This window comes from Mesorhizobium sp. B2-3-15 (assembly GCF_006442875.1).
Taxonomy (GTDB): domain Bacteria; phylum Pseudomonadota; class Alphaproteobacteria; order Rhizobiales; family Rhizobiaceae; genus Mesorhizobium; species Mesorhizobium australicum.
In genome coordinates, this window is record NZ_VFVO01000018.1 from 95633 (window position 1) to 119563 (window position 23931).

Genomic DNA, 23931 nt, shown 5'->3' on the forward strand with positions numbered 1-23931 from the left:
TCATTGACGCCACAATCGCGGCGCGATGATCTTTGCCCGCTCGTCGACACCGAAGCATCCGCAAGGAAAAACCCGCCGAACGGTTTCTTTGCAAAAATTTTACCTAACGGCTTTTCGGCTTCTTTACCAGATCGGTCTAGGCTGCACCGTAGATGCCCCGCACGACTGGATCGCCCAAGGGCAAAGAGGACGCGGAAATGAAACGCTGCATGTTCGTCGACGATTCAAGCGTCATCAGGAAGGTTGCAAAACGCATCCTGGGCGGTTCCGACATGATGGTCATCGAGGCGGCCAGCGGGCTTGACGCACTGGAGATGTGCGCCGCCGACATGCCCGACATCATCGTCATCGACGGCGCCTTGCCGGATATGCAGGCGGTCGACCTCATCCGGCGCGTGCGCGCCATGGAAAGCCCGATCCGGCCGCAGATCCTGATCTCGCTGGTCGAACTCGATATCGCGTCGATCATGCGAGCCAAGCGCGCCGGCGCCCAGGGCTATCTGTTGAAGCCCTTCAATCGCCCGCAACTGCTCGAACGTTTTCGCGCCTTGAAAATCGCTGCCTGAACGGAAGCCGTTCCAGGCAAACCGCGCGGTGGTCTGTCGTGTCGCACAAAAACAAATAATTGCTCCACAATGCAAAAAACCCGGCCAAGCCGGGTTTTTTAGAAGTGCGCTGCCGACTGCGCTCAGGCGCTGACGCGGATATCTTCCGGTTCGCGCAGCACATAGCCGCGGCCCCAGACAGTCTCGATGTAGTTCTGGCCCCCGGACGCGGCGTCGAGCTTCTTGCGCAGCTTGCAGATGAAGACGTCGATGATCTTCAATTCCGGCTCGTCCATGCCGCCATAGAGGTGGTTGAGGAACATTTCCTTGGTGAGCGTGGTGCCCTTGCGCAGCGAGAGCAGCTCCAGCATCTGGTATTCCTTGCCGGTGAGGTGCACGCGCTGGCCGCCGACTTCGACGGTCTTGGCGTCGAGGTTGACCACCAGGTCACCGGTGGTGATGACCGACTGGGCGTGTCCCTTCGAGCGGCGCACGATGGCGTGGATGCGCGCCACCAGCTCGTCCTTGTGGAACGGCTTGGTCATGTAGTCGTCGGCGCCGAAGCCGAGGCCGCGTACCTTGTCCTCGATGCCGGCCATGCCGGAGAGGATGAGGATGGGCGTCTTTACCTTGGAGAGGCGAAGCGTTCTCAAGACCTCGTAGCCGGACATGTCCGGCAGGTTGAGATCGAGAAGGATGATGTCGTAGTCGTAGAGCTTGCCCAGATCGACACCCTCTTCGCCGAGGTCTGTCGTATAGACGTTGAAACTTTCCGATTTCAGCATCAGCTCGATGCTTTGTGCGGTTGCACTGTCATCTTCTATCAGCAGAACACGCATTTCATTCCCCTTTTCTGCCGCCGGACCATTTCACGACCGTCCTGTCCCGGAGCAGTGGTTGCCTTGTGCAGAGGCTGCCATCGAATGGTTAACAAAACCTAATTTCCCGTCCAATACGGTATCAGATTTTTTAACCTCTTTCTACACCCTCTTGAATCTAATAACGAATCACAGACCAAAATTCCTAATGCAGCACATTAATAACCCGGACTAAGTGACTCCAGGGACTCATCGACGCGGCTTCGCTTCGGCGGCCGGAATTTTTACCCGGCCTTAAGCCCTGACCCGTATGATTAACAATGCCCGTAAACGAATGGTTACCGTCGGCAAAAAACTTTAGGGTTTTGTTTCCCATAGTGCGGGGAAAGCCGGTGGATACGGGCAGCGCTTGGACCTTTCCAGGTGGTTTGGACGATATGTGCGGGTGTGCGTTTCCGGGAGTACCGAATCATGAAGTCACGTGAAAACCTCGTTCGGCTGAAGCAATTTCAGGTGAATGAGAAGCGGCGCCAGCTGCTGCAGCTCGACATGATGATCGCCGAGTTCGAGCGCATGGCCGTCGAATTGGAGCTTCAGATCACCGCCGAGGAAAAGAAAGCCGGCATCACAGATATCAATCATTTCGCCTATCCGACCTTCGCCAAGGCGGCGCGCCTGCGCCGCGACAATCTCAGGAACTCACAAGGCGACCTCGCCCAGCAGCGAAGCGCCGCCGAATCATTACTCGGCGAAGCTGAAGCGGAGCTTTCCAAGGCTGAGATGCTGGAATCGCGCGATACCAAGGTTCGCGAGACCGAAACTGGCGGCCGCAGCGCCATGATCGGCTGAGTCGGCCGACATCGGCGCTATTTGGCGCACAAGCGCGCGCCCTGTCAGGCGACAGCTCGAACCGGCAACAGCAAGCCGCCGCGGAAGCGCTGCTGGCACGCAAGACCTACGCCGCCCAATCCTCCTTTCTGGCACTGGCCCTCGCCCGGGCATCCCCAATATCAGGCGCAGCTGCTCCGCCCGTGATCTGATCTGGGCAAGCAGTCCGGCCAGGTTATGGCCGAGTTCGGTCAGTTCATGTTCGACGCGTGGCAAGCGCGCCATTGCGCAGCCAGCCTTTGCGCAGCGCGCCTACGCCAGTTCGCGCAATATCAGGGTCGAGCGCATGTCGGTGGTGCCCGACCGCGAGGGCCTGCTCGCGCTCGCCGGGTTGATCGACGCGCAAAGGCCTGCCGTCCATGTCGCCAGGACTTTTCCACTCGACCAGGCGGGAGCCGCCGACGCCTTTCTCGCAACCAAGCCGATCGGCAAGGTAGCGCTGACGGTCTGAGCGGCGACACTGAAAGCAAAGGGCGCGGCATGCCGCGCCCTTGCTTGTGGTGAGACCGGCCTAGTGCCGGTATTGCTGGATACGCGTGGTGCGCAACCCGGCAAGGCCATATTCGTCGATCGACGCTTGCCAGGACAGGAATTCCTCCGTGGTCAGCTTGTAGCGCTGGCATGCCTCTTCAAGGCTCAAAAGCCCGCCGCGCACTGCTGCAACCACCTCCGCCTTGCGCCGGATAACCCAGCGACGCGTGTTCGTCGGCGGCAGATCGGCAATCGTGAGAGGGCTGCCGTCAGGCCCGATAACATATTTGACTCTAGGTCTAACCAGATCGGTCATCGTACTCTCTACAAAAAACTCAAAGACCCAATCCCCGCCACGTTACCGCCACAGCTTTAAAAATTGCCTAAGCAGACCCTAATGACTAGGTAAGGATCGTGAACGCCGCGTTAGTCTTTTAGCGGGCATTTGAAATATACGGCCGGAAGCCCCGTTTGAGCCGGGAGAAATGTGCCCGTTCGCAGCGTCCGCCACGCCGGGGGTCTTCCTGCAAGCTGGCGCCGCATGAAAGCTTGACCTATATTCTCGACATTGGCATTGAGCTGCCGCGAAATGAAAGCACCATGAACAGTCTCGACCTTCCCACACGTCCCGAAGAGACCCGCGTCGTCGTCGCCATGTCGGGCGGCGTCGATTCATCAGTGGTCGCCGGCTTGTTGAAGCGCGAGGGCTACGATGTCGTCGGCGTCACCTTGCAGCTCTATGATCATGGTGCGGCAACGCATCGGGCCGGCTCATGCTGCGCCGGCCAGGACATCGACGATGCCCGTCGCGTTTCCGAGACGCTGGGTATTCCCCATTATGTGCTCGATTACGAGGAGCGGTTCCGCAAGGCGGTCATCGATCCGTTCGCCGAGAGCTACGTCGCCGGCGAAACCCCCATTCCTTGCGTTTCCTGCAACCAGACGGTCAAGTTCGCCGATCTCCTGGCCACGGCCAAGGATCTCGGCGCCGACGCGCTGGCCACCGGCCACTACATCCGCTCCGGCGCCAATGGCGCCCACCGGGCGCTTTACCGGCCGGTCGATGCCGACCGCGACCAGAGCTACTTCCTGTTCGCCACCACGCAGGCGCAGATCGACTACCTGCGCTTTCCGCTCGGCGGCCTATCGAAGCCCCAGGTTCGCGCCATCGCCGAGGAGATGGGGCTGACGGTGGCCGCCAAGCAGGACAGCCAGGACATCTGCTTCGTGCCGCAAGGCAAATATTCCGACATCATCGCCAAGCTGAAGCCGACTGCCGCCAACCCAGGCGACATCGTTCATATCGACGGCCGCGTGCTCGGTCGCCACGAGGGCATTCTGCGCTACACGATCGGCCAGCGCCGTGGCATCGGCATCGCGTCCGGCGAGCCGCTCTATGTCGTCCATCTCGACGCCGAGCGCGCCCGTGTCGTGGTCGGCCCGCGCGAGGCGTTGGAGACGCACAAGATCTATCTGCGCAACATGAACTGGCTGGGAGACGGAGGCCTCGCCGATGTGCCCGCCGGCGGCATCGAGCTGTTCGCCAAGGTGCGCTCGACCAGGCCGCCACGGCCGGCCGTGCTGCGTCACGAGGCAGGTGTGGCCTCGGTCGAACTGGCCGACGGTGAATCCGGCATCGCGCCTGGACAGGCCTGCGTGCTCTATTCCGACGACGGCAACGAGGCCCGTGTCTTCGGCGGCGGCTTCATCGTGCGCTCCGAGCGCGGCGCCGAAGCCGAAGCGATGCTGAGCCGGCTGGCCGCGAAGCCGGCGCAAGTTCCCGCCGAGTAGCTCTCCCCTGCCAATCGTACCAGGAGTGCGACGTAGCCTTCCTTCAGGCCGTGGATTTGGTGTGGGTGACGGTGCCGGCCGTCAGGATGCGCAGCACCCTGATCGCTTCCTCGCCGCTGGTGCGTGGTTCGGCGCGCGTTTCGATGCAGTGGATGAAGTGCTCCAGTTCGCGCGTCAGCGGCATGCCCTGGGCAACCGCGACATAGGATGGCTCATTGGTGGTGAATGCCCACTGGCCGCTGTCCTGCCACACGGCGTGGCGGTAGACCGCAAGCTTGCGCTCCCATGGCTCGACATCGTCGAACACCGCCATCGCCTTGGTTCCGACCACGGTCAGCCGCCGCTCGCGATAGGGGTTGAGCCGCGATGTGAAAAGATGGCTGCGCAGTCCGTTGGGAAAGCGCATGTGCAGATGCGCGAAATCGCTGAGATTGTCGAGGAGTGCCGCTCCCTCGCCGCGCACCTCGATCGGCTCGGTGCCGGTGATGGCCAGGATCATCGACAGATCGTGCGGCGCCAGGTCCCATAGCGCATCGTTCTCGGTATGGAACTTGCCGAGCCCCAGCCGGTGCGAATGGATGTAGCGGACCTCGCCGAGCTCGCCCTTGTCGATCAGCCCTTTCAACGTCTCGAAGGCGGGATGGAAACGCAGGACATGGCCGACCATGAACACGCGGCTATTGTCCTTGGCCGCCTGCACCGAGCGCTCGGCATCGGCCACCGTCAGCGCGATCGGCTTTTCCACCAGCACGTCCTTGCCGTTCTCGACGGCGCGCACGGCAAGATCGGCATGGAACTGCGGCGGCAAGGCCATGATGATGGCGTCGATGTCATCGCGGACGAACAGTTGGTCCGGCTCGATCGCCAGGCAGTCCTGTTCGCTGGCGAAACCTTCGGCGCGAGCCCGATTGGTGTCGGAAACCGCGTGCAATGCGCCGAGCGCCTTGAGGGTGCGGATGTGGTTGGAGCCCCAGTATCCGCAACCGAGGACTGCAATGCGCGGCTTCATCTGTTTCAAACTCTAAAAACTCGTGGCCGAGACATAGCGACGTGCCCCGTCGAACTCAACCCCGGCGGCACCAACCAGCTGTTCGTGCGGCAAAGCTTTTCCCCATCGAGAATAGCCCTGATATCGAATGCATCGAAGCTTGACAGGCTCGCCCTCCCAACCTTATATCCGCGCGACCTTGGCGAACGCCTCGAAATGCCTTTCGATTTAAGGCGGATTTCGGGCCTGTCGCCGCCCTGGCGGGGTAGCTCAGTTGGTTAGAGCACGGGAATCATAATCCTGGGGTCGGGGGTTCAAGTCCCTCTCCCGCTACCAATTTCTAGAATAATTTCAGATACCAATGGGCTCCGGCGCCCGAGAACCTTGGCTCGGTTTGCTATCCACGCAGCCATACCCGTTTGAGCGCGTAACGATCGAGTTCGCGGCCGATTTCCGCGCCGCCGCGTCAGCATCAGCGTGCTCAGGCTCTTGCCCTGCGGATCCTACGCCAGCGACCGCATCACCTCGCCGCCCAGCGGCAGATATCCGAACAGTTCGGCATGTCGCCACGCGGCGTGCGCGCTAACAATGGCTGCAGGCTGGCCAGCGACATAGCCGAAGGCGCGGCCGACACCGCCTATCGGATGGCCTTGCCGAACTCGAACTCGATCCTGACGGAGTGAGTGGCCCCTGGCGTGCTCCTACTTGGCCAGGCGCGCGGCGTGCCACTTCAAATGGTCGTCCATGAAGGTCGAGATGAAATTATAGGAATGATCGTAGCCTTCCTGCATGCGCAAGGTGAGCGCGATGCCGGACTTCTTGCAGGCATCTTCGAGAAGCCATGGCCGCAGGCCGTCCTTGAGGAAGCCATCGGCGGTGCCCTGATCGACCAGGAATTCGCCGAAGCGGTGCCCGTCTTCGATCAGCGCTGTTGCGTCGTAGGCGCGCCAGGATTTCTCGTCCTTGCCGAGATATTTTTCCAGAGCCGGCCGCGACCAGTCTGCCGTCATCGGCTGAACGATCGGTGCGAACGCCGAGCAACTTCTGAAGTGCTCGGAGTTCTTCAGCGCGATGGTCAGCGCGCCATGCCCGCCCATGGAGTGGCCAAAAATCGACTGGCGCTCCATATCGGCGGGGAACTGGCTGGCGATCAGGGCCGGCAGCTCGTCGACGATATAGGAGTGCATCCGGTAGTTCCTGGCGAAGGGCTGCTGCGTCGCGTCGAGATAGAAGCCGGCGCCCGAGCCGAACTGCCAATTATCCTTTTCGTCGGCCACACCCTCGCCGCGTGGGCTTGTGTCGGGGCAGACCACGATCAGGCCGAGCTCGGCCGCCAGACGCCGGTATTCGCCCTTGTCCATGACATTGGCATGAGTGCAGGTGAGGCCCGACAGATACCAGAGCACCGGCAGTGGCCCATCCTTGGCCTGCGGCGGCACGAAGACGGCAAAGGTCATGTCGCAGGCGCAGGCTTCGGAAGCGTGTGAATAAACACCTTGCACGCCGCCATGCGACTTGGACGTGGAAACGACTTTCATCAGCTCTGCCTTCTCGTCAAGAAATCCCGGCCCGGCATAGCGGCCGGATGCATCGCTCGCAACCGCGAGCCGCTAATAAGTCCCGGCGGCGTTATCGAGGTGCACCCCGATAATGCCGCCGGTAGACGCCAGGCTTTGCGAACACGCTGACCTAGCCGGGAGGCTGGAGGCCAGCAAAAAGCCAGACGTTTCGATGGCCGGCGATCGGGCCGGCAGGGCGCCGGACTTGACGATTGCCCTTAGTGCCTGATCATTCCGGCGTCGACATTCAGCGTCTGGCCGGTGATCCAGCGGGCGTCGTCGCTGGCCAGGAACGACACGACATCGGCGATATGTTCGGGCTGGCCCTTGCCCTTAATCGCCTGCAGCATCTCGACGAAGCCGAACGCCTCGTTGTGCGGGCTCGCCTTGACGCCATCGCTCTCGATCAGGCCGGGCGTCACCGCATTGGCCGTGATGTTGTACTTGCCAAGCTCGGTGGCCAGCGCCCGGGTGAAGCCAATGACGCCGCCCTTGGCCGCGACATAGGCCGCCATGTTCGGCGTGCCGGCGAAGAAGGTGTTGGAGGCGATGCTGATCACGCGTCCGACCTTGCCCGCCGCCCGCATCTGGTCGGTCGCCGCGCGGGTGACGATGAAGGTCCCCGTCAGGTTGACGTCGATGATCTTGCGCCAATGGTCGAGGTCGACGTCGTCCCAGGCGACGAACGGGACGATGCTGGCATTGTTGACCAGGATGTCGACGCCGCCGGTGAGTGCCTGTATCTCGCCAAACAGCGCTTTCACCGAAGCCGGATCGGCGATATCGGCTGCGATCGCCTTCGCCTTTCCGCCGATTTCGGCGGCCGTGGCCTTGGCGCCCTCGGCATTGATGTCGCTGACGATGACGGTCGCGCCGTCGGCCGCCAGCCGCGCCGCGATCGCCTTGCCGATGCCCTGTGCCGCTCCCGTCACCAGCGCCGTCTTTCCCGCAAGCCGTTCAGTCATGAAATTTCTCCCTCGATGCGCAGTCTGTTGATGTCTGTTCAGGCGTCGGCGTCGATCACCGCCAGCGCCGCGTCGATGCCCTTGCCGACCGCAAGCTTCTGGCCAGCCGCGTTCATGGCGCCGCCAAGCGCCGTCAGCGCCGCGATCGCATAGATCGGCTGTGCCGTCGGGCCCATATGGCCGATGCGTGTAAGCTTCCCCAAAGTTTCACCGCGACCCGACGAAAACACCACGCCGTAGCGGGCGCGCGCTGCCTGGCGAAGTGCTTTCTCGTCGACACCGTCGGGTGTGCGAACGGCCGTGGTGCTCGGCGAGGCGATTGCATCGCTGGCGGCCCAGATCGACAGGCCCATGGCGACGACGCCTGCCCGCATGGCCTTGGCCGTCAGTGCATGGCGCGCCCAAACCGCTTCTGGCCCCTCGTTGAGATAGAGATCGAGCGCCACATCCAGGCCGTTCACTTCGGCCACCGAGGGCGTGAAGGGGAATGGCTTGTCGCGCGACCAGGCGTTCTCCCAGTCGACGATGCTCAGCATCGAGGCGCGGGGCGCCGCCTTGTTGGCCTTCATCTTGGCCCAGGCGCGGTCGCTGACCCCCATGATCGTCAGCGCTGGCGGCGCGCCAAGACATTTGCCCGGGCCGGTCACATAGATGTCGGCCTTGCAGTCGTCCGGATGCGTCTTCATGCCACCGAAAGACGAGACGGCATCGACGATCAGGTAGCCGCCATGCGCCGACACCAGCGCGCCGATGGCATCGATCGGGTTGATGGTGCCCGACGGCGTGTCGTGATGGCAGACGGAGACGACAGTGATTTCCGGATGCGCCTTCAGCATGGCGGCAACCGCCTGCGGGTCGATCGCCTCATTGTAGGGCACTTCGATTTCGAGGAGATGCGGTGAATAGCGCTTCGCCCAATAGCCGAACCCCTTGCCGTAGACGCCCGAGGCAAGGTTGAGCACGACGTCGTCCGATGTGATCAGCGACGCCGCCGCCGCCTCGAGACCCAGCACCGGCTCTCCGTGCAGGATGACTGGCTTGTTGGAAAGCCGCATCGCTTTTTGAGCCTTGTCGACGACCTTCTCGTAGAAGAGCTGGAAGGCCGGGTCATAGTCGTAGAGCACGGTGCGGCCGAGGCCCCGCAGCACCTCGGCATAGGCATTGACTGGCCCCGCCGTCAGCGTGAGGACCGGATCCGCGTGATCTGGATAGCGCATGGTCTTGGTCTCCGGATTGGCGGCGATCAGCCGTAGAACTGTGTGCCGGTTTTGTAGGTCTTGAAGTTGTCCATGTCGTGCGAGTACATCAGCTCGGCGCCGTGATCCTCGGCAAGTTTCTTCACCCTGCGCATTGAATTGACGCCCGCGACCGGGTCGATATGGAAGGCCGCCTGGCAAAGCGTTTCCAGGCTCTTCTGCGTGTAGGCGGCGTCGATCGTGAACATGATCGGCTTGCGCTTGGGAAACTCGACCAGAAGGCTGTAATGGCCGATCGAGTGGCCGGGGGTTGAGATCAGCTTGACGCCCTTGGCCAGCTCGATGTCGCCGTCGATGCCCTCGAAAGTCGAGTTGGCCCGTGTCGTGCCTGCCAGCAATTGCGCGGTCGCGCCACGTGCCTCCGCCGCTTCCGCCGAGAAGCTCAGATCGGAATAACCGAGATGTTCGAAAGGCTGCGGATTGCACGCCTGCGGCACCTCCGAACGGTGGCAGATCTTCTTGGCATGCGGAAAATACTTGTTGCCGCCGCAATGGTCGAAATGGAAGTGCGAGTTGACGACGACGTCGATGTCCTTCGGCTCCAGCCCGAGCAGCGCCAGCGCGCCGGGAATGGTCTGGTGCCTTTCCTGGATCGGCTTCTCGAAGGGCAGCACCTTCATGACGTGGTCGTAGTCATAGCCGGTATCGATGAGGAAGCGGCCCTCGGCATGCTCGATCAGGATCGAATAGACGGGGAAGCGCACTTCGCCGCCTGGGCCGCGGTTCCAGAACACATGATAGCCGTCGAGGACAAGTGAGCCGCCGTCGAGCAGGTAGACCTTGGTATCCGACATTGTTGCCTCCTTTTCCGGCGCGGGTTCCATCCGCGCGTCTGGTTTTTCTCAGCGCGCGCCGCGCTCGTATGGAATGCCCAGTGCCGCCGGCAGGCTGGTCCGCCGCCCGAACAGCACCAGCATGATCATCACCGCCAGGAACGGCAGCATCTGGATGACATCGGTCGGTATGTTGATGCCCGCCACCTGCATGGCCGTCGTCAGCGAAAGACAGACGCCGAACAGAAGAGCGCCGAACAGCACCCAGATCGGCCGTCCCCGCGCCAGCATGGCCAGCACGATGCCGAGAAAGCCGGCGCCATTGGTGATGAACGGAATGAACAGGCCCGCTCCGACATTGGCGAGATAAGCGCCGCCAAGCCCCGCCAGCGCGCCGGTCGTCAGCACCGCGATGGTGCGGGTCCTGATGACGTCGATGCCGGCGACATCGAGCGCGGCCGGCTTGTCGCCCGCTGCCTGCAGATTGAGACCGAGCTGCGTGCGGCGGTAGAGGTGGCTCATGGCGAACACCAGGGCGACCGCCAGATAGACGATCAAATGATGCCTGAAGAAGGCCGGGCCAATCACCGGAATGTCGGACAGCAGCGGAATGACGGTTGCGTCCGCCGCCGGCAGGCGAGGATAGCTGCGCGAGAACTGGAAATGATGGAGCAGCGCGGTCAGGCCTTCGAGGCCAAGCGTAAGCGCGATGCCGATGACGATCTGGTTCAGCCCAATGCGCACGCAAAGCAGCGCCATGATCAGCGCCACCGCGATGCCGCCGGCAGCGCCGGTGAGGAAGCCCAGCCACAGCGATCCCGAATAGAACGCGCCGACGAAGCCGAGATAGGCGCCGGCCAGCATCATGCCCTCGATGCCGATGTTGAGCACGCCGGCCTTTTCCGACATCTGCTCGCCGAGCCCGGCAAGCAGCAGCGGAATGGCGGCGGTGACGGCGCCAAACAGCAATGCGCTGAGAAAGACTTCGCTGAAGAGCCCGGTCATGCCCTACGCCTTTCTCGACTGATGATAACGGTGGTCGACATATTCGGCCAAGGCGAGCACGATCAGCACGATGGAGACCAGCACCAGCGTGAAGTGATTGGGCACGCCAAGCCGCCGCGCCGCGCTCTCGCCGCCGATCGACAATACGGAGAGCAGGAACACGAAGCCGATCGCGGCAAAGCCGTTCATGCGGGCGAGAAACACGGCCGGAATGACCGCCAGCCCATAGGCTGGATTCCAGTCGGCGCGAACATTGCCTTGCACGCCGATGATGTCGACAGCGCCGGCAAGGCCGGCGAGCCCGGCGGAAATGGCAAAGACGGCAATCGTCAGGCCGGGCACGCCCAGCCCCGCATGAACCGCCGCACGCGGATTGGCGCCGACGATCCGCAATTTCAGCCCGAATGCCGTACGCGTCATCACAAGATGCACGATGATGATTGCCGCCAGGCCGAGCAGCAGGCCACTGGTGATGGTGGTTTCGAACAGGCGCGGTAGCCGGTCCTCCACCGGCAGCGTGCGGGTCTGCGGCACGGTCGTGCCGGGATCGCGAAACACCAGCTTGACCAGCACATTGGCGAGCGACGTGCCGAGGAACGTCATCATCAGCGTGGTGATGATCTCGTTGACACCCTGATAGGCGCGCAGCAGCGCCGGCACCAGCGACCAGATCATGGCCACCAGCATGGCAATCAGGAACGCGCAGAACAACGCCAGCCAGGCTGGCATGACCTGCACCAGCACGGGAGCGCTGGCCGCCGCCGTGACGGCGCCGAGCAGGAACTGGCCGTCGCCGCCGAGGTTCCACATGCCGGCGCGAAAGGCAACGATCAGGCCGGCGGCGAGAAACAGCAGTGGAGCCATGCGCGTCAGCGTCTGCTGGATGCCGAGCGGAGAGAAGAGGCCCTTCTCCAGCACGTAGCCATAGTAAGCGAGCGGGTCGACGCCGACGGCAAGCAGGATGCAGCCGGCGATGACGAGAGCGGCAAGGATCGGCCCAAGCGTCATCAGCAGCCGGTGCACTAAGTCTCGCCGCGTGGCGGCGGCGCTCGTGGCATCGAGTGCGGTGGCGCCGGCGGTGGGTGCAGTGTCGATGCTCATGCGGCAAGTCCGATCATCAGGCGACCGACCCTGGTCCGGGCGTCGTCGGCATTCGCCACGGTGCCGACCAGCACGCCATTGGCGATGACGGCGATGCGGTCGCACATGCTGAGCAGTTCCTCGAGGTCGGTGGAGATCAAGAGTACGGCGAGGCCGCGTGCCGCCGTGTCGCGGATGCGCTGGCGCGAGGCCAGCGTGTTGGCGAGATCGAGCCCGTAGGTCGGCTTGTTGAAGATCACCACCTTGGCGCCTTCGGCCAATTCCCGCGCCAGCAGCACCTTCTGGATGTTGCCGCCGGAGAGCCGGGCAACGGGCGTCTTCAAGCTTGGCGTACGCACATCGTATTCGCGCACCAGCTCGGCGGCACGCCTGTCGATCTCGGCGCGCTGCTCGACGCCGCCGCGCCAGAAGGGCGCCGCCCCGACTTGCTTGAGGAAGAAGTTGATGGAGACCGGGAACGTGCCGACGGTGCCCTCGCCCAGCCGGTCGTCGGTCAGGTAGCGAAGACCGCGGTAGCGGCGTTCGCCGACGCTCAGCGCCTCGATGGCGGTGCCCTCCAGCCGAACCGAGCCGCTGGTCGCCGCCCGTTGACCGGCCAAGGCCTCCGCCAGCTGTTTCTGGCCGTTGCCATCGATACCAGCGATGCCGAGTATCTCGCCCGGGCGGATGTCGAAGGAGATCGACGACAGGCCGGGTGCATTGTCGGTCGGCGCGACCGTCAGATCCGCGACCTGAAGCAGAGGCGCGGCATTGGCATCGACCGCGCGGGCCGGACGTTCGACCGCTTCGGGATCGTCCTTCTGCTTGCCGAACATCAACTCCACGATCTCGGAAATAATCTCCTGCTCGCCGAGTGCGCGAAACCGCTCGGGCGGGATCTCGCCCACCTTGCGGCCGAGCTTGAGAACCGAGATGCGGTCGCCGAAGGCGGCCGCCTCCTTGAGCTTGTGGGTGATGAAGACGATCGCCAATCCCTGTTCGACGAGGCGCCGCATCAGCGCGCCAAGTTCCTCGATGCCCTTCGGCGTCAGCATCGAGGTGGATTCGTCGAGGATCAGCACCCGGCTGTTGCGCACCATGGCGCGCAGGATTTCGACTTGCTGCTGCTCACCGAGCGAGAGTTCCGAAACCTTGGCATGCAGTTTTACTGTGATGCCGAGGCTGCCAGTGATCTCGGCCACGCGGGCCGCAAGCTCTTCGGTCCTCGGACGCTGCCACCAGGGCCCGCCAAGAAGCAAGTTCTCGGCGACCGTCAGGGTAGGCACCAGCATCATGTGTTGGAACACCGTTCCGATGCCAAGCGCCAGCGCATGGCGCGGCGACGTGATCGGCGTCGGCTTGCCGTCGACAAGTATGCGCCCCTCGTCCGGCTGCTGCAGGCCAGACAGCATGCCGATCAAGGTGGATTTTCCCGCGCCGTTCTCGCCGAGCAGTACATGCACCTCGCCAGGATGGATCGACAGGTCGACGCTGTCGTTGGCGACGATGCCGGGAAAGCGTTTGGTCACGGCTTCGAGCGCGACGATGTCGCGGCTGTCGACGGGCGATGAAGAAAGACTGCTCATGAAAGCCCAGCACTGGAAAACGGGAAATATCCGGAGGGGCGAACCGATCGCCCCTCCGGCAGCCGACTTCTGATCGCCTTACTGGGCGACGCTTGTCATCAGTGCCCTGACGGCGGCCGCGTCATAGACTGGCTCGACCTTGATCTTGCCGGAAATGACGTCCTCGCGCAGCGCCTGGATTTCGCTCCAGACCTTGTCGGGGATGGCGGCGGTCTTCAGCAACTGCACGGAATCGTCCTTGAGGCCGATCGAATAATGCTTGGTACCGAACGTGTCGGCCTTCAAGTCGGCGATCATCGCCGCGTAGACCGGTTCGATGTTCCACACCACCGACGACAGCAGGAAGCCCTTGTCGATTGGCGACTTGTCGCCGATGACGTCGATGAAATAGACCTTGCCGCCATCGGCGGCCTTTGTCGTCTCGACCGCCTGCAGCATGCCGAAGCTGGAGCCGTTGCCCTGGCCGAAAATGATGTCGGCGCCCGAGGCGATGACACTTTCGGTGACGCGCTTGCCGCCGGCAGCGTCACTGTAGGCGGCCGGCCCGATCACCGCATAGGTGATCTTGACGTCCGGGTTCTCCGCCTTCACCCCTTGCGCGAACGCCGCCGATTGCGAGTTCCACGATGGCGGTTCACCGGAGACGACGATGCCGACCGACTTCGAGCGCGACATCTTGGCGGCGAGACGGCCGGCCAGATAGGCGCCCTGGTGGCCGCTCAGCGTGTAGTCGGCGACGAGGCCTTTCTCCAGCCCGTTCGGCGTATCGACGATCGCTACCGGAACCTTCAGTTCCTTGGCGATCTCGGGTGCCGAGGTGTTGTAGCCGCTGGCATGCGCGATCAGCAGGCTGGCGCCGTCGGACGCGAGCTCGCGCAGCGTCGGACGGACATCGCCATAGCCGAGGCCCTGCGCCACGACCACCTCGACGCCGGCTGCCTTGCCGGCTGCCTTGGCGGCGTCGATGCCTTGCTGGTTCCAGCCATAGTCCGTGCCTTCTTCAGGCGTGAGGATGGCGATCGACTTGACTTCGCCGGCAAGCGCGCCGCCCGTCAAGATACCAGACAGTATTAATGCACTTACGCTACCCTTCAGGATCTTTAACATGTTACCCTCTCTGTTTGATTTCCAATCAATATTTTTATTGTTATTGCGCACAAGCGAGATAGACTGCCTGAGAAAGCTACCCATGGAGCTCAGGCAAAGTGAAAATCCGTTATGTCCTCCCCGTGATGTTGGCGTTCACATCGCTTGCCAACGCGGTTGAGTTGCACCATGTGATCGTCCGCAAGGGCACCGACGGGCTCGATATGGTGCCGTTGACGATTTCGAATGCCGGCAAGGAAGGTGTGTCCTGCAACGCCGACTTCGCCCACTGGTATTCAGAAGGGATAGCGACGATAGAGCCGGGCATGAGCGCTCGTGTCGAACTCTGGTTCGATCCCAAGACCGGCACCTTCACCATCCTCAACGACAAGCGCGAAAACCTGCCGGTCGAGCGCCTGTGGTGTGGCCTCGCGGGTCGCGCATATGCCACGCGCGGGCAGATCGCGCTCGACCGAACCGACGCCGCCAAAGGCGAGCGCGAGGTGTCCTGCGGCATGGAGCAGGACAGCCTGGCATGCCGGTAGGCGCTCATTGATCGGTCCGTCCGGGCCATCGTGCCCTATTCCTCCAGGAACTTGTCGGTGAAGACGTCGTCGGCCGACAGCGCAGCTTTGAGCACGCCCTGGTCGGTGAGCGTCTTCAGCGTTTCCTCCCACTGCGTCTTCGTCATCCAGCCGAGGCCGTGGTCCTTGGTGTCGGGGCTGGTGAAGGTTGAGGCGACGTCGGCGTTGATCTGGGCCAGCAGCACATCCTTCTTGTCCGCGTAACCGGGTGCGGCCTTCGCGGTGATCTCGGCGGCTTCTTCCGGATGGGCGACGACATAATCGAAGGCTTCCCTGTAGGCCTTGACGAAACGGGCGACGACGTCCGGCTTGTCCTTGATCATTGTCTCCGAGGTGAACAGGCCGGAGCCATAAGCCTTCCAGCCATGGTCGGCGCCCATCATGATGCTGAGCGAACCGGGACCGCCCGCCTTGGCTTCCAGTTCGGGAACCTCGGCGTCGACATAGCCGACCACCGTCTGGACCCGGCCGAGAAGCAGATAGCTTTCATAGGGCGGCGAGACGCTGTTCAGCGTCATGTCCTTTTCGGTCAGGCCGTTGGCCGCCAGGAAGCCCTTGAAAAAGATGTAGGTCGAGCCCGCTGGATGAATGCCGATGGTCAGGCCCTTGAGATCGGCCGGCTTGGTGAGCTTCACCGTCTTGGCGAGCGACATGATTGCCAGCGGCGAGTGCTGGTTGACGGCTGCCACCGCCACCACCGGAACGCTCTGCGAGCGGGCCACGGCGAGCGTGGGAAGATCGCCGAAACCGAAATCCGCGTTCCCGTTGCCCACCAGCCGCATGGCATCCGGCGAACCCGAACCCTTGCGGATTTCGGCGACATCGATGTCGTTCTTGGCGAAGAAGCCTTTTTCCTTGCCGACGAAGAACATGGCGTGGTTGCCGCGCACCACCCAATCGAGTTGGACGGTGATCTTGTCAGCGGCCAGCGTCGCGTTCGAGAAGCCAAGCGCGCCGGCAAAGGCCGCAAGCGTGGCTACCTTGATAAGTGAGCGTCTCAGCATTTTTGTTCCCTTTTATTGACGGTGGTTGATCGAGAGGCCTAGGCCTGGCTGAATTTCGGTGCCCATGGCACCACGATGCGTTCGAGGATTTCGGCGGCGTAGTAGAAGGCGATGCCGAGCACGGAGACGAGCAGCAGCGCCGCGAAGACCAGCGCGGTGTCGAGCTGGGTCGAGGCGAACTGGATGACGTAGCCTAAGCCGTCCGAGGCACCGGCGAATTCGCCGACGATGGCGCCGATCACGCTCAGCGTGGCCGCGATCTTGGTTCCCGCCATCAGGTTCGGCAGCGAATGCGGAACGCGGATCCTGAACAGGATCTGCGTCGGGCTGGCGCCGACCGAATTCATCAGCGACAGCAGCGAGCGGTCGACCGACTGCATGCCGGCCAGCATCGACAATGTCACCGGAAAGAAGGCGATAACCAGGATCAGGCCGATCTTGGGCGCGAGCCCATAGCCGAACCAGAGAATGAAGATCGGCGCCAGCGCCACCTTCGGCACGTTCTGGAACAGCACCACCAGCGGATAAAGCGCCCGGCCCAGCCAGTCGAAGCGCACGATGATCAGCGCAATGGCGACGCCGACAACGACGGAGACAAGGAACCCGAACAGGATCTCGCCTGCCGTCACCAGTGTCGCCTGCATCAGCGTAGCCCATTGCGCGACCAGCGATTGCGCGATCTCGGACGGGGCAGGAATGATGAAGGCGGAGATAGCGAAAATCCGCACCACGGCTTCCCATACGACGATCGTCGCCAGCAAAAGTATGACCGCCGGCAGCCAGCTCCCGGTCGCGGCCACCCAGCCGGACGCAAGCCGCGAGTCGGAGGGATTGGTGATGGGTTGATCGCTCATGACACGCCTCCCGGTTGGTGGCTGGCGCGCAGCATCGTGCGCAGTTGAACCACCAGCCTGACGAACTCCGGATCTTCCGTCACCGACAGATCGCGCGGATAGGGCAGGCCAATATCGAGGCTCTCGGTGATCCGGCCGGGCTTGATCCCCAGCACATGAACATGGCGAGACAAATGAATGGCCTCGTCGATGGAGTGGGTGACAAGAACGATGGTCTTGCCGGTGCGCTGCCAGATCTCCAGCAGCGACTGACCCATCTGGTCGCGGGTAATGGCGTCGAGCGCGCCGAACGGCTCGTCCATCAGCAGCACCGCCGGATCGAGCGCCAGCGCCCGCGCGATGGCGACGCGCTGGCGCATGCCGCCTGACAATTCGTTCGGACGCTTGTGGGCGCTGTCGCCCAGGCCCACCAGCTCAAGCATCTCCTGTCCGCGCGTCCGTAGTTGCGCGCGCGAAAGCGACTTGTCGGCGATACCGAGCAGCATGGAAGCGTTGTCGACGGCGTTCTTCCACGGCAAAAGGTTGGCGTCCTGGAAGACGAGGCCGATCATGCGCTTGCGCGCCGCCTCGACCGGCGAAAGCCCGGCGATCGAAACGCTGCCGCTTGTCGGATTTACAAGTCCGGCCAGAACCTTCAGCAAGGTGCTCTTGCCGCAGCCGGAAGGACCAATGAGAGAAACAAACGATCCCTTCGGTACCGAAAGATCGATGTTCTGCAGAACCAATTGCTTGGCCATGACCACCGAAACGCCCTTGGCGGAGATCAGGTCGTCGTGACGTATATGGGCCGGCCGGCCACCGGCTGCCCGGATGGTTTCAACACGCATGGCTTGGCCCTCCATGCGGTGCCCCAACCCGACCGGCCTTGTGAGCACGATGTGTCATGGCTACTCCCGGCCCTCCAGGATGCGACGCACCGCGACGAGCTTGCGCGCCCGTTCGCCTTGCAGCGCCTTTGTCTGCTCGGGCGTGTAGGAGAACATGCCCTCCCCCGATTTGATGCCGAGCTTCGACGCGTTCGTCTTTTCCAGCACCATCGGCGCGACATCGTCGCGATTGGAGAGATCGGCGTTGAGGAAGGACGAGACGGACTTGTAGATATCGAGGCCCGCCATATCGAGCAGCGCCATCGGCCCGATGACCGCGATCTTGTAGCCGATGCCCCACGAGACGCAGGTGTCGAGATCTTCCGGCTCGATGACACCGCGCTCGACAAGGTCGACCGCCTCGCGCAGCAACGCATAGAGCACGCGGTTTTCGACGAAGCCCGGAACATCCTTCTTCACCACCACCGGCAAGAGGCCGATCGAGCGGATCAGGTCGCGAATCGTCGTCACGATATGCGGCGCGGTCTTTTCGCCTGCGATCACCTCGATCATCGGGATGATGTGCGGCGGGTTCGACCAGTGCATGCCCACCATCCGCTCGGGATGGGAGATGTGCGCCTGCAGCTTGGTGATCGGGATGCCCGACGTGTCGGACGCGACGATCGTGTCCGATGCGATCAGGCTGTCGATCGTGCGATAGACATCGGCCTTGATCGAAATGTTTTCAGGAACGTTCTCGATGACGAGGTCGGCGCCCGATACCGCGTCTGCGATGTCATCCGTGAAGCGGACCGTTCCGGCGCCGGCCGGAGGCACGGCGATACCCAGGGCGTCGAGAACGCCCTCGGCCACGCCCAGCATGGACCCCGCGCGCTCGATCGCGGCCGGGGCAACATCGTAGGCGACGACCTGCAGGCCGCCCCTGGCGAGCCGGGCGGCCATGCCAGGCCCCATCGTACCCAGACCGATGATGGCGATACGCTGGATCATTATGCTGCCCTGCTTTGCGTTGCCGCTTTTGATGCCGCGATGAGGTCGGCGGCTTTCTCGGCAATCATGATCACCGCCGCGTTGATGTTTCCGCAGACCAGGTCGGGCATGACGGAAGCGTCCACCACCCTCAGGCCGTCGACGCCACGAAGCCGCAAGTGCGGGTCGACGACCGAGGCCGCGTCGGCGCCCATCCGGCAGGTTCCCGCCGGGTGATGCACGGTGATGGACGTCTTGCGGATATGCTCATCGATCTCGTCGTCGCTCTGGCATTTCGGGCCAGGGAAAAACTCCGCCTCGATGAAGGGCTGCATGGAGGGCTGCGACGCGAGGTCCCTCGCCACTCGGAAGCCGGCCCGAAGCGACTGCCAGTCCTTCGGCGAGGCGAGGAAATTCTGGTGGATCAGTGGCGCCGCGAAAGGATCGGCCGAGGCCAATTTCACCGCGCCCCGGCTTTCAGGCTGCGTCGCCACGATCCGTGTGGCGAACCCGTCCGGAAATGGCGCCTTGAACGGCTCGAAATACGGCCACGCGGCGAGCGGGGCGGCCGTGAACAGCAGTTGCACATCCGGCAACGGACGCTCCGGGCCGCTTTTCAGGAACGCGACGACCCCGCCGGGCACATCTCCCGAGAAACCACGTCCCGTGAAGTAGGTCTTGGCGAAATCGAACCCAATCCGGTCGGCACGCATGTTGCGAAGGAAAGGGCCGCCCGGCCCCCGGCGCCGGTACATGAGAATGACCGATACGTGATCCTGCAGGTTCTTGCCGACCGCCGGCAGGTTGACCCGCGTCTGGATACCGTGCGTCGCGAGCTCCTCTGGCGCCCCTATGCCGGACAGCATCAGAAGTTGCGGCGTGTTGATGACGCCGCCCGAGAGCAGGACTTCCTTGCGGGCGACGACCGACCGTTGGCCGCCGCCATGGTTCACAACCACGCCGGTGGCGCGCGTGCCCTCCAGCGTGATCTTCGTCGCCGTCGCTCCGGTCAGGACGGTCAAATTGGGTCGCTTCAGGGCCGGCCGCAGATAGGCGGACGCGGTCGAACTGCGCCGACCGTTCGAGATCGTCATCTGGAGCCGGCCGAAACCTTCCTGCCGCTCACCATTGTAATCGTCCGTCTGTGGATATCCCGCCTGCACGCTGGCCTGCGCAAACGCGTCGATCAGCGGGTCCTTGTAACGGCAGAACTGGGTGCTGACAGGACCATTGCCGCCGCGAAAGTGGTTCGCGCCTCCTTCCCAGCTCTCCTGCTTGCGGAAATAGGGCAGCACCTTGTCGTACGACCAGTCATGGAGCCCGCTGGCCGCCCAACGATCGTAATCGCCGCGATTTCCCCGCACATAGGCCATGGCGTTGGTCGACGACGACCCGCCAATCACCTTGCCGCGGGCGCACTCGACCCTGCGTCCGCCGACATTGTCTTCCGGTTCGCAGAAATACATCCAGTCGTGGCGACGCTCGGTCAGGATCTTGCCCCAGCCAAGCGGGATGTGGATCATGGGGTCGCGATCCCAGCCGCCGGCCTCGAGCAGCAGCACCGAACATCCGGGGTCGGCGCTCAGCCGGTTGGCGAGCACGCAACCGGCCGATCCGGCCCCAACGATGACGTAGTCGTAACTTTCCGCGTGCGGCATGGTGCGTTTCATTGCCTTGGTCCGGCGCTCCTGCGCCAGGGAACTATTGAAACCGAGCCTGGACCGTCCCGGCCAGGACTAGGTATTCCTCTAGGCGGCCGGCACTAGGCCAGGCCGGCCTCTCTCAGACGCTGCGACCAGTGATTCCATCCTCGATCGATCTGGGCGCCGACGAGTTTTCCTGCCGTCTTTATCTCGCCCGGCGACAGATATTTGATGTTGCCGATCCGCAGGCCGGCCGTGAGCGCTGCCGCTTCCTGCTCGAGATAGAAGGCCCGGAAGACGACCTCACGCACGGAGTTGCCGACATTGACGACGCCATGCCGCGCCATGAGCACTACTGTCTGGTTGCCGAGACTTTCGGCGATATCAGCGCAGATCCGGGGGCTGCCGCCGAAGAGATCCGTCTCGTCGCCATTCTTGTCGCGAATCTCGTAGACCGGGACTTTCTCGCCGATGAAAGCTCCCATGTGGGTGACCGGCCGAAGCGGCGTATCGACGAAGCAGTACGGCAGGACAGCCGGAGAATGAGTGTGGAGCACACACTGGACGTCGGGCCGCGCCTTGTAGATCTCGCTGTGGATGTAGCGCTCAAGATAGGACGGGCGATTGTCCGACGTCTCGCCGTCGAGATTGAAACGCTGGATGTCGTCGACGGTTATCAGGCTCGGAGCAAGCTTCTGCGCCAGGAAGAAGCTTTGGGGATCCTGGGGGTCACGGGCACTGATGTGCCCGAACGTATCCATGATGCCTTCGTTCAGAAGGATCTTCGTCGCCGTGACCAGCTCTTCGAAGACGGTCTGGTGCGCTGGGCTGTTGTCTTTCATTTCCAAATTCTCCCATTTCGCGGAGCTGGCGACCATTTTTATTCTTAGTTATCGGTCGCCGGCGTCGCGGATTTCACTTGTTTTCGTAGAGGCCAACGATCCGGTTTTGCTCGATGATGTTCCCGGCGTATTTCTGCAGGAACTCCTCCCTGGTAGGCGTCCCTTCGACCTTGGTGTCCAGGGCATAGACCCAGAAGTAATAGTGATGTTCTCCATGGCCTGCAGGCGGCTGGGGCCCGTAATACTGCTTGCCGCCGGCGCCGTTTGGCCCGACGCGAAACTTTTCCTGCGCGTCCGAAAGATCGGTGGTCGACGGATCGATGCCGTAGACGACCCAATGGGTGAAGCCGTTGGGCAAGGGCGCGTCGGGATCATGGCAGATGACCGCGAGTTCCTTCGTGCCCGCGGGGACGCCGCTGACCGTAAGCCTGGGCAACACATTGCCTTTGTCGCCGGCATGCTCGTCGCGCAACTTCCCGAGCGGCTTGAAATCCGCCGACGTAATCTTGAGGTCCTTGATGTTCAGGGGCATGGAATTCGTCCTTCGCCAATTTCGATCGAACTAGACACCGGCCTTGAGGTCGGCGACGGATTTGCCCCCGACGCGCTGATGCACGCGCGGACCCGATGCGACGGCCACGCAGATCAAAAGCTCATCGGGGCGCGGGCCATCCGGCACCGAAAATGTGACGGCATCATAGTGGGAACGGATATAAAGCTCGTCCTTGTGGGCAAGCGGGATATCGATGGATGTGCCGGCTGCGGCGACCTTGCTGACCGACGAGATCCAGGCCTTGCCGCCGCCCACTTGCTGACGCAGCGGATCTCCGAACACCGTGGTGATGCAGGCGACGACATGTTCTTGCTCGCCGGATGTGCCCGCGATACCGCCTTTGCCATAGCTTTCGACCGGCCTGTTGCCGAGCAGCGCCACCGCCCGCTCGCCGAGCGCATGACCGATGGCTGAACTGGGATTGGTCAGGTCGGACAGTTCGGCGACGAACTTTCCGGCGAACGGATTGCGGATGACAACGCCAGTCGCGACTTTGACGAGGGTCTCGCCAGGCTGGCCGCCATCATGCCGGCTTTCCTGGACCGAGGCGTACCACCCCCTGACATCGTAGTCCCGTTCGACTTCACTGGAATATTTCATCTTTGTCTCCTGAAGGGAGCGCAGCTTGCGCGCGCCGATTAATGCGTTGAGCGGCTCGTCCGATGCTACTGCGGCCATGAGAAGACGCCGCGCAGCGGGTCGTAGCGGGCTGCTTCCAATGCCGCCGGCGTGAACATGTTTCCCTTCGAGAGCGAGCGGTTCGCCGCATAGTCGCCGGACAGCGCCTGACAGCGATCGGTGATCGGGCGAATGCGCTTTTCCCACGCGACGAGCGCGTCCTCGACCGAAGAGCCAGTCTGCAAATCTTGCGACAGGCTGAAGGCATTGACCATCGCGCAACCGGCGCCCTGGGCAAGAGCCGGACACATCGCATGCGCGGCATCTCCCACCAGGGCGACCTTGCCTCTTGTCCAGCTGTCAAGCTTGGTCGTTTCGTACTTGTCGTACCTGGCTGTTTTCAGCTTCGCCGCCTCGATCAGGCACGGCTCCAGGAAAGGGAACATCTCGACCCAGACCTCGAGATCGATCGGCACCTGCGACCCCCGCGGATCGGCGGCTGGAGCCATGAGGCCGAGGTAAAGCTCATTCTCGTTGCAGGGCGAGTAGAGGATCCGCTGAACGCGCGGCCAGAAGTTCCACATGTCTATGGTGTTGTCCCACTCGCCGTGACCGAGTTCCTTCTTCTTGCGAGGCACGATCAGCCGGATGAGACCGTCCTTGGAGACCCATCGGTCCTGCTTGAAGCCAATGGAGTCCCTGACCTTGGACCCAACACCGTCGGCGCCGACGATCAGGTCGGCTTCGAGAACCTCTCCCGTCTGAAGCGTCAGGCGACCTTCCGGATCGGCGGCAACCGCTTCGGAGTTGACCGATACGTCGACACCCAGCGCGCGGGCGCGGTTGACCAGGGCATCATGCAGGTGGCTCCGGGTCATGATGCGCCACGGGAGGCCGTTGAACGTCTCCTTGGAAACCGACTTGTTATGCATCCAGGTCTCGTAGGTCGGGGGCGTATGCGAACCTTGGAGAACATCATCCAGGGCGCCCAGTCCTTCGAGCACGCGAAGGCCATTGTGCCAGAGATAGATGCCCGCGCCGAATGCCCGCAGCTCCGAGCTCTTTTCGTGCAGCCTGACATCCCAACCGTTCTGCCTCAGAGCGATGGCGGCGGTCAGACCGGCAAAGCCGCCGCCAGCGACCTCGGCACGGCGCGCCTTACCCTGGGTTTTGTTTACATTGGCCATTTTCTATCCTGATGCTGCGTACAAGAAGACGGCGTGCTG

The 23931-nt window shown here is 62.8% G+C and carries 26 protein-coding genes and 1 tRNA gene; 7 read left to right on the forward strand and 20 right to left on the reverse strand.

Annotation, left to right across the window (positions count from 1 at the left end; genetic code table 11):
* The first annotated feature begins 197 nt into the window (after positions 1-197).
* Complete coding sequence (locus FJ954_RS28970; protein WP_015315995.1) at positions 198-566, forward strand: response regulator; 369 nt, start codon at positions 198-200, stop codon at positions 564-566.
* 122 nt (positions 567-688) lie between these two features.
* Here the strand turns inward: FJ954_RS28970 and ctrA are convergent, their stop codons facing one another.
* Entirely contained in the window at positions 689-1384 is a 696-nt protein-coding gene (ctrA, locus tag FJ954_RS28975; protein WP_006203583.1) for a cell cycle two-component system response regulator CtrA, read from the reverse strand.
* 450 nt (positions 1385-1834) lie between these two features.
* Between ctrA and FJ954_RS28980 the strand changes: the two genes are divergently transcribed.
* Together FJ954_RS28980 and FJ954_RS28990 are read left to right on the forward strand one after the other, a co-directional pair.
* The gene (locus FJ954_RS28980; protein ID WP_140617636.1) at positions 1835-2212 is read left to right on the forward strand and encodes a flagellar export protein FliJ; all 378 of its coding nucleotides are present in this window, start codon (positions 1835-1837) and stop codon (positions 2210-2212) included.
* 325 nt (positions 2213-2537) lie between these two features.
* Complete coding sequence (locus FJ954_RS28990) at positions 2538-2702, forward strand: hypothetical protein (RefSeq protein WP_246681168.1); 165 nt, start codon at positions 2538-2540, stop codon at positions 2700-2702.
* Between the two features lie 60 nt (positions 2703-2762).
* Here the strand turns inward: FJ954_RS28990 and FJ954_RS28995 are convergent, their stop codons facing one another.
* Positions 2763-3038, reverse strand: coding sequence for a DUF1153 domain-containing protein (locus FJ954_RS28995; RefSeq protein ID WP_006203587.1), 276 nt, complete (start codon positions 3036-3038; stop codon positions 2763-2765).
* A 284-nt stretch (positions 3039-3322) separates the two neighbouring features.
* On the opposite strand from FJ954_RS28995, the gene mnmA reads away from it, so the two are divergent.
* On the forward strand, positions 3323-4513 hold the full coding sequence (gene mnmA, locus FJ954_RS29000; RefSeq protein ID WP_041163680.1) for a tRNA 2-thiouridine(34) synthase MnmA: 1191 nt from the start codon (positions 3323-3325) through the stop codon (positions 4511-4513).
* Positions 4514-4556: 43 nt separating this feature from the next.
* Here the strand turns inward: mnmA and FJ954_RS29005 are convergent, their stop codons facing one another.
* A complete protein-coding gene (locus tag FJ954_RS29005) occupies positions 4557-5522 on the reverse strand; it encodes a Gfo/Idh/MocA family oxidoreductase (RefSeq protein WP_015315992.1) in 966 nt (321 codons plus the stop codon).
* Between the two features lie 238 nt (positions 5523-5760).
* Here FJ954_RS29005 and FJ954_RS29010 point away from each other — a divergent pair.
* Positions 5761-5837: transfer RNA gene (locus FJ954_RS29010), tRNA-Met, on the forward strand.
* A gap of 224 nt (positions 5838-6061) precedes the next feature.
* Positions 6062-6184 carry a hypothetical protein gene (locus tag FJ954_RS32310; protein ID WP_281407737.1) on the forward strand — a complete coding sequence of 41 codons (123 nt, stop codon included), beginning with the start codon at positions 6062-6064 and terminating at the stop codon, positions 6182-6184.
* A gap of 18 nt (positions 6185-6202) precedes the next feature.
* On the opposite strand, the gene fghA is transcribed toward FJ954_RS32310, so the two are convergent.
* From fghA to FJ954_RS29050, 8 genes are all read right to left on the reverse strand, one after another.
* The gene (fghA, locus tag FJ954_RS29015) at positions 6203-7039 is read right to left on the reverse strand and encodes an S-formylglutathione hydrolase (protein ID WP_015315991.1); all 837 of its coding nucleotides are present in this window, start codon (positions 7037-7039) and stop codon (positions 6203-6205) included.
* A gap of 239 nt (positions 7040-7278) precedes the next feature.
* Positions 7279-8025, reverse strand: coding sequence for an SDR family NAD(P)-dependent oxidoreductase (locus tag FJ954_RS29020; protein WP_140665207.1), 747 nt, complete (start codon positions 8023-8025; stop codon positions 7279-7281).
* Between the two features lie 38 nt (positions 8026-8063).
* Entirely contained in the window at positions 8064-9242 is a 1179-nt protein-coding gene (locus tag FJ954_RS29025; RefSeq protein ID WP_140665209.1) for an alanine--glyoxylate aminotransferase family protein, read from the reverse strand.
* A 26-nt stretch (positions 9243-9268) separates the two neighbouring features.
* Positions 9269-10075 carry a 4-pyridoxolactonase gene (locus FJ954_RS29030; protein ID WP_140665211.1) on the reverse strand — a complete coding sequence of 269 codons (807 nt, stop codon included), beginning with the start codon at positions 10073-10075 and terminating at the stop codon, positions 9269-9271.
* 48 nt (positions 10076-10123) lie between these two features.
* Positions 10124-11059, reverse strand: coding sequence for an ABC transporter permease (locus FJ954_RS29035; protein WP_140665214.1), 936 nt, complete (start codon positions 11057-11059; stop codon positions 10124-10126).
* Positions 11060-11062: 3 nt separating this feature from the next.
* Complete coding sequence (locus FJ954_RS29040; RefSeq protein ID WP_140617630.1) at positions 11063-12160, reverse strand: ABC transporter permease; 1098 nt, start codon at positions 12158-12160, stop codon at positions 11063-11065.
* On the reverse strand, positions 12157-13725 hold the full coding sequence (locus tag FJ954_RS29045) for an ABC transporter ATP-binding protein (protein WP_140665217.1): 1569 nt from the start codon (positions 13723-13725) through the stop codon (positions 12157-12159). Before FJ954_RS29045 ends, FJ954_RS29040 begins: the two co-directional genes overlap by 4 nt.
* Before the next feature lie 78 nt (positions 13726-13803).
* On the reverse strand, positions 13804-14832 hold the full coding sequence (locus FJ954_RS29050) for a BMP family protein (protein ID WP_140665219.1): 1029 nt from the start codon (positions 14830-14832) through the stop codon (positions 13804-13806).
* A 98-nt stretch (positions 14833-14930) separates the two neighbouring features.
* On the opposite strand from FJ954_RS29050, the gene FJ954_RS29055 reads away from it, so the two are divergent.
* Positions 14931-15356 carry a hypothetical protein gene (locus FJ954_RS29055; RefSeq protein ID WP_140617627.1) on the forward strand — a complete coding sequence of 142 codons (426 nt, stop codon included), beginning with the start codon at positions 14931-14933 and terminating at the stop codon, positions 15354-15356.
* A gap of 35 nt (positions 15357-15391) precedes the next feature.
* On the opposite strand, the gene FJ954_RS29060 is transcribed toward FJ954_RS29055, so the two are convergent.
* The 9 genes from FJ954_RS29060 to FJ954_RS29100 form a co-directional block, all read right to left on the reverse strand.
* Positions 15392-16399 carry an ABC transporter substrate-binding protein gene (locus FJ954_RS29060; RefSeq protein ID WP_140665222.1) on the reverse strand — a complete coding sequence of 336 codons (1008 nt, stop codon included), beginning with the start codon at positions 16397-16399 and terminating at the stop codon, positions 15392-15394.
* 38 nt (positions 16400-16437) lie between these two features.
* Positions 16438-17253: an ABC transporter permease gene (locus FJ954_RS29065; RefSeq protein ID WP_140665225.1), complete on the reverse strand. Its 816-nt coding sequence runs from the start codon at positions 17251-17253 to the stop codon at positions 16438-16440.
* Positions 17250-18080, reverse strand: a complete 831-nt coding sequence (locus FJ954_RS29070; RefSeq protein ID WP_140665227.1) for an ABC transporter ATP-binding protein — start codon at positions 18078-18080, stop codon at positions 17250-17252. The genes FJ954_RS29065 and FJ954_RS29070 overlap by 4 nt, the downstream gene beginning before the upstream one ends.
* Positions 18081-18140: 60 nt before the next feature.
* Positions 18141-19070 (reverse strand): 5-formyl-3-hydroxy-2-methylpyridine 4-carboxylate 5-dehydrogenase, encoded by a 930-nt coding sequence (gene fhmpcd1, locus FJ954_RS29075; protein ID WP_015315979.1) that lies wholly within the window; start codon positions 19068-19070, stop codon positions 18141-18143.
* Positions 19070-20707 carry a choline dehydrogenase gene (locus FJ954_RS29080; protein WP_140665256.1) on the reverse strand — a complete coding sequence of 546 codons (1638 nt, stop codon included), beginning with the start codon at positions 20705-20707 and terminating at the stop codon, positions 19070-19072. The genes fhmpcd1 and FJ954_RS29080 overlap by 1 nt, the downstream gene beginning before the upstream one ends.
* Positions 20708-20811: 104 nt before the next feature.
* Positions 20812-21534: a class II aldolase/adducin family protein gene (locus FJ954_RS29085; protein ID WP_140665230.1), complete on the reverse strand. Its 723-nt coding sequence runs from the start codon at positions 21532-21534 to the stop codon at positions 20812-20814.
* Between the two features lie 73 nt (positions 21535-21607).
* The gene (locus FJ954_RS29090; RefSeq protein ID WP_015315976.1) at positions 21608-22066 is read right to left on the reverse strand and encodes a YbhB/YbcL family Raf kinase inhibitor-like protein; all 459 of its coding nucleotides are present in this window, start codon (positions 22064-22066) and stop codon (positions 21608-21610) included.
* A gap of 30 nt (positions 22067-22096) precedes the next feature.
* Positions 22097-22687, reverse strand: a complete 591-nt coding sequence (locus FJ954_RS29095) for an amino acid synthesis family protein (RefSeq protein ID WP_140665232.1) — start codon at positions 22685-22687, stop codon at positions 22097-22099.
* Positions 22688-22752: 65 nt separating this feature from the next.
* Positions 22753-23892, reverse strand: coding sequence for an NAD(P)/FAD-dependent oxidoreductase (locus FJ954_RS29100; RefSeq protein ID WP_015315974.1), 1140 nt, complete (start codon positions 23890-23892; stop codon positions 22753-22755).
* Between the last annotated feature and the right edge of the window lie 39 nt (positions 23893-23931).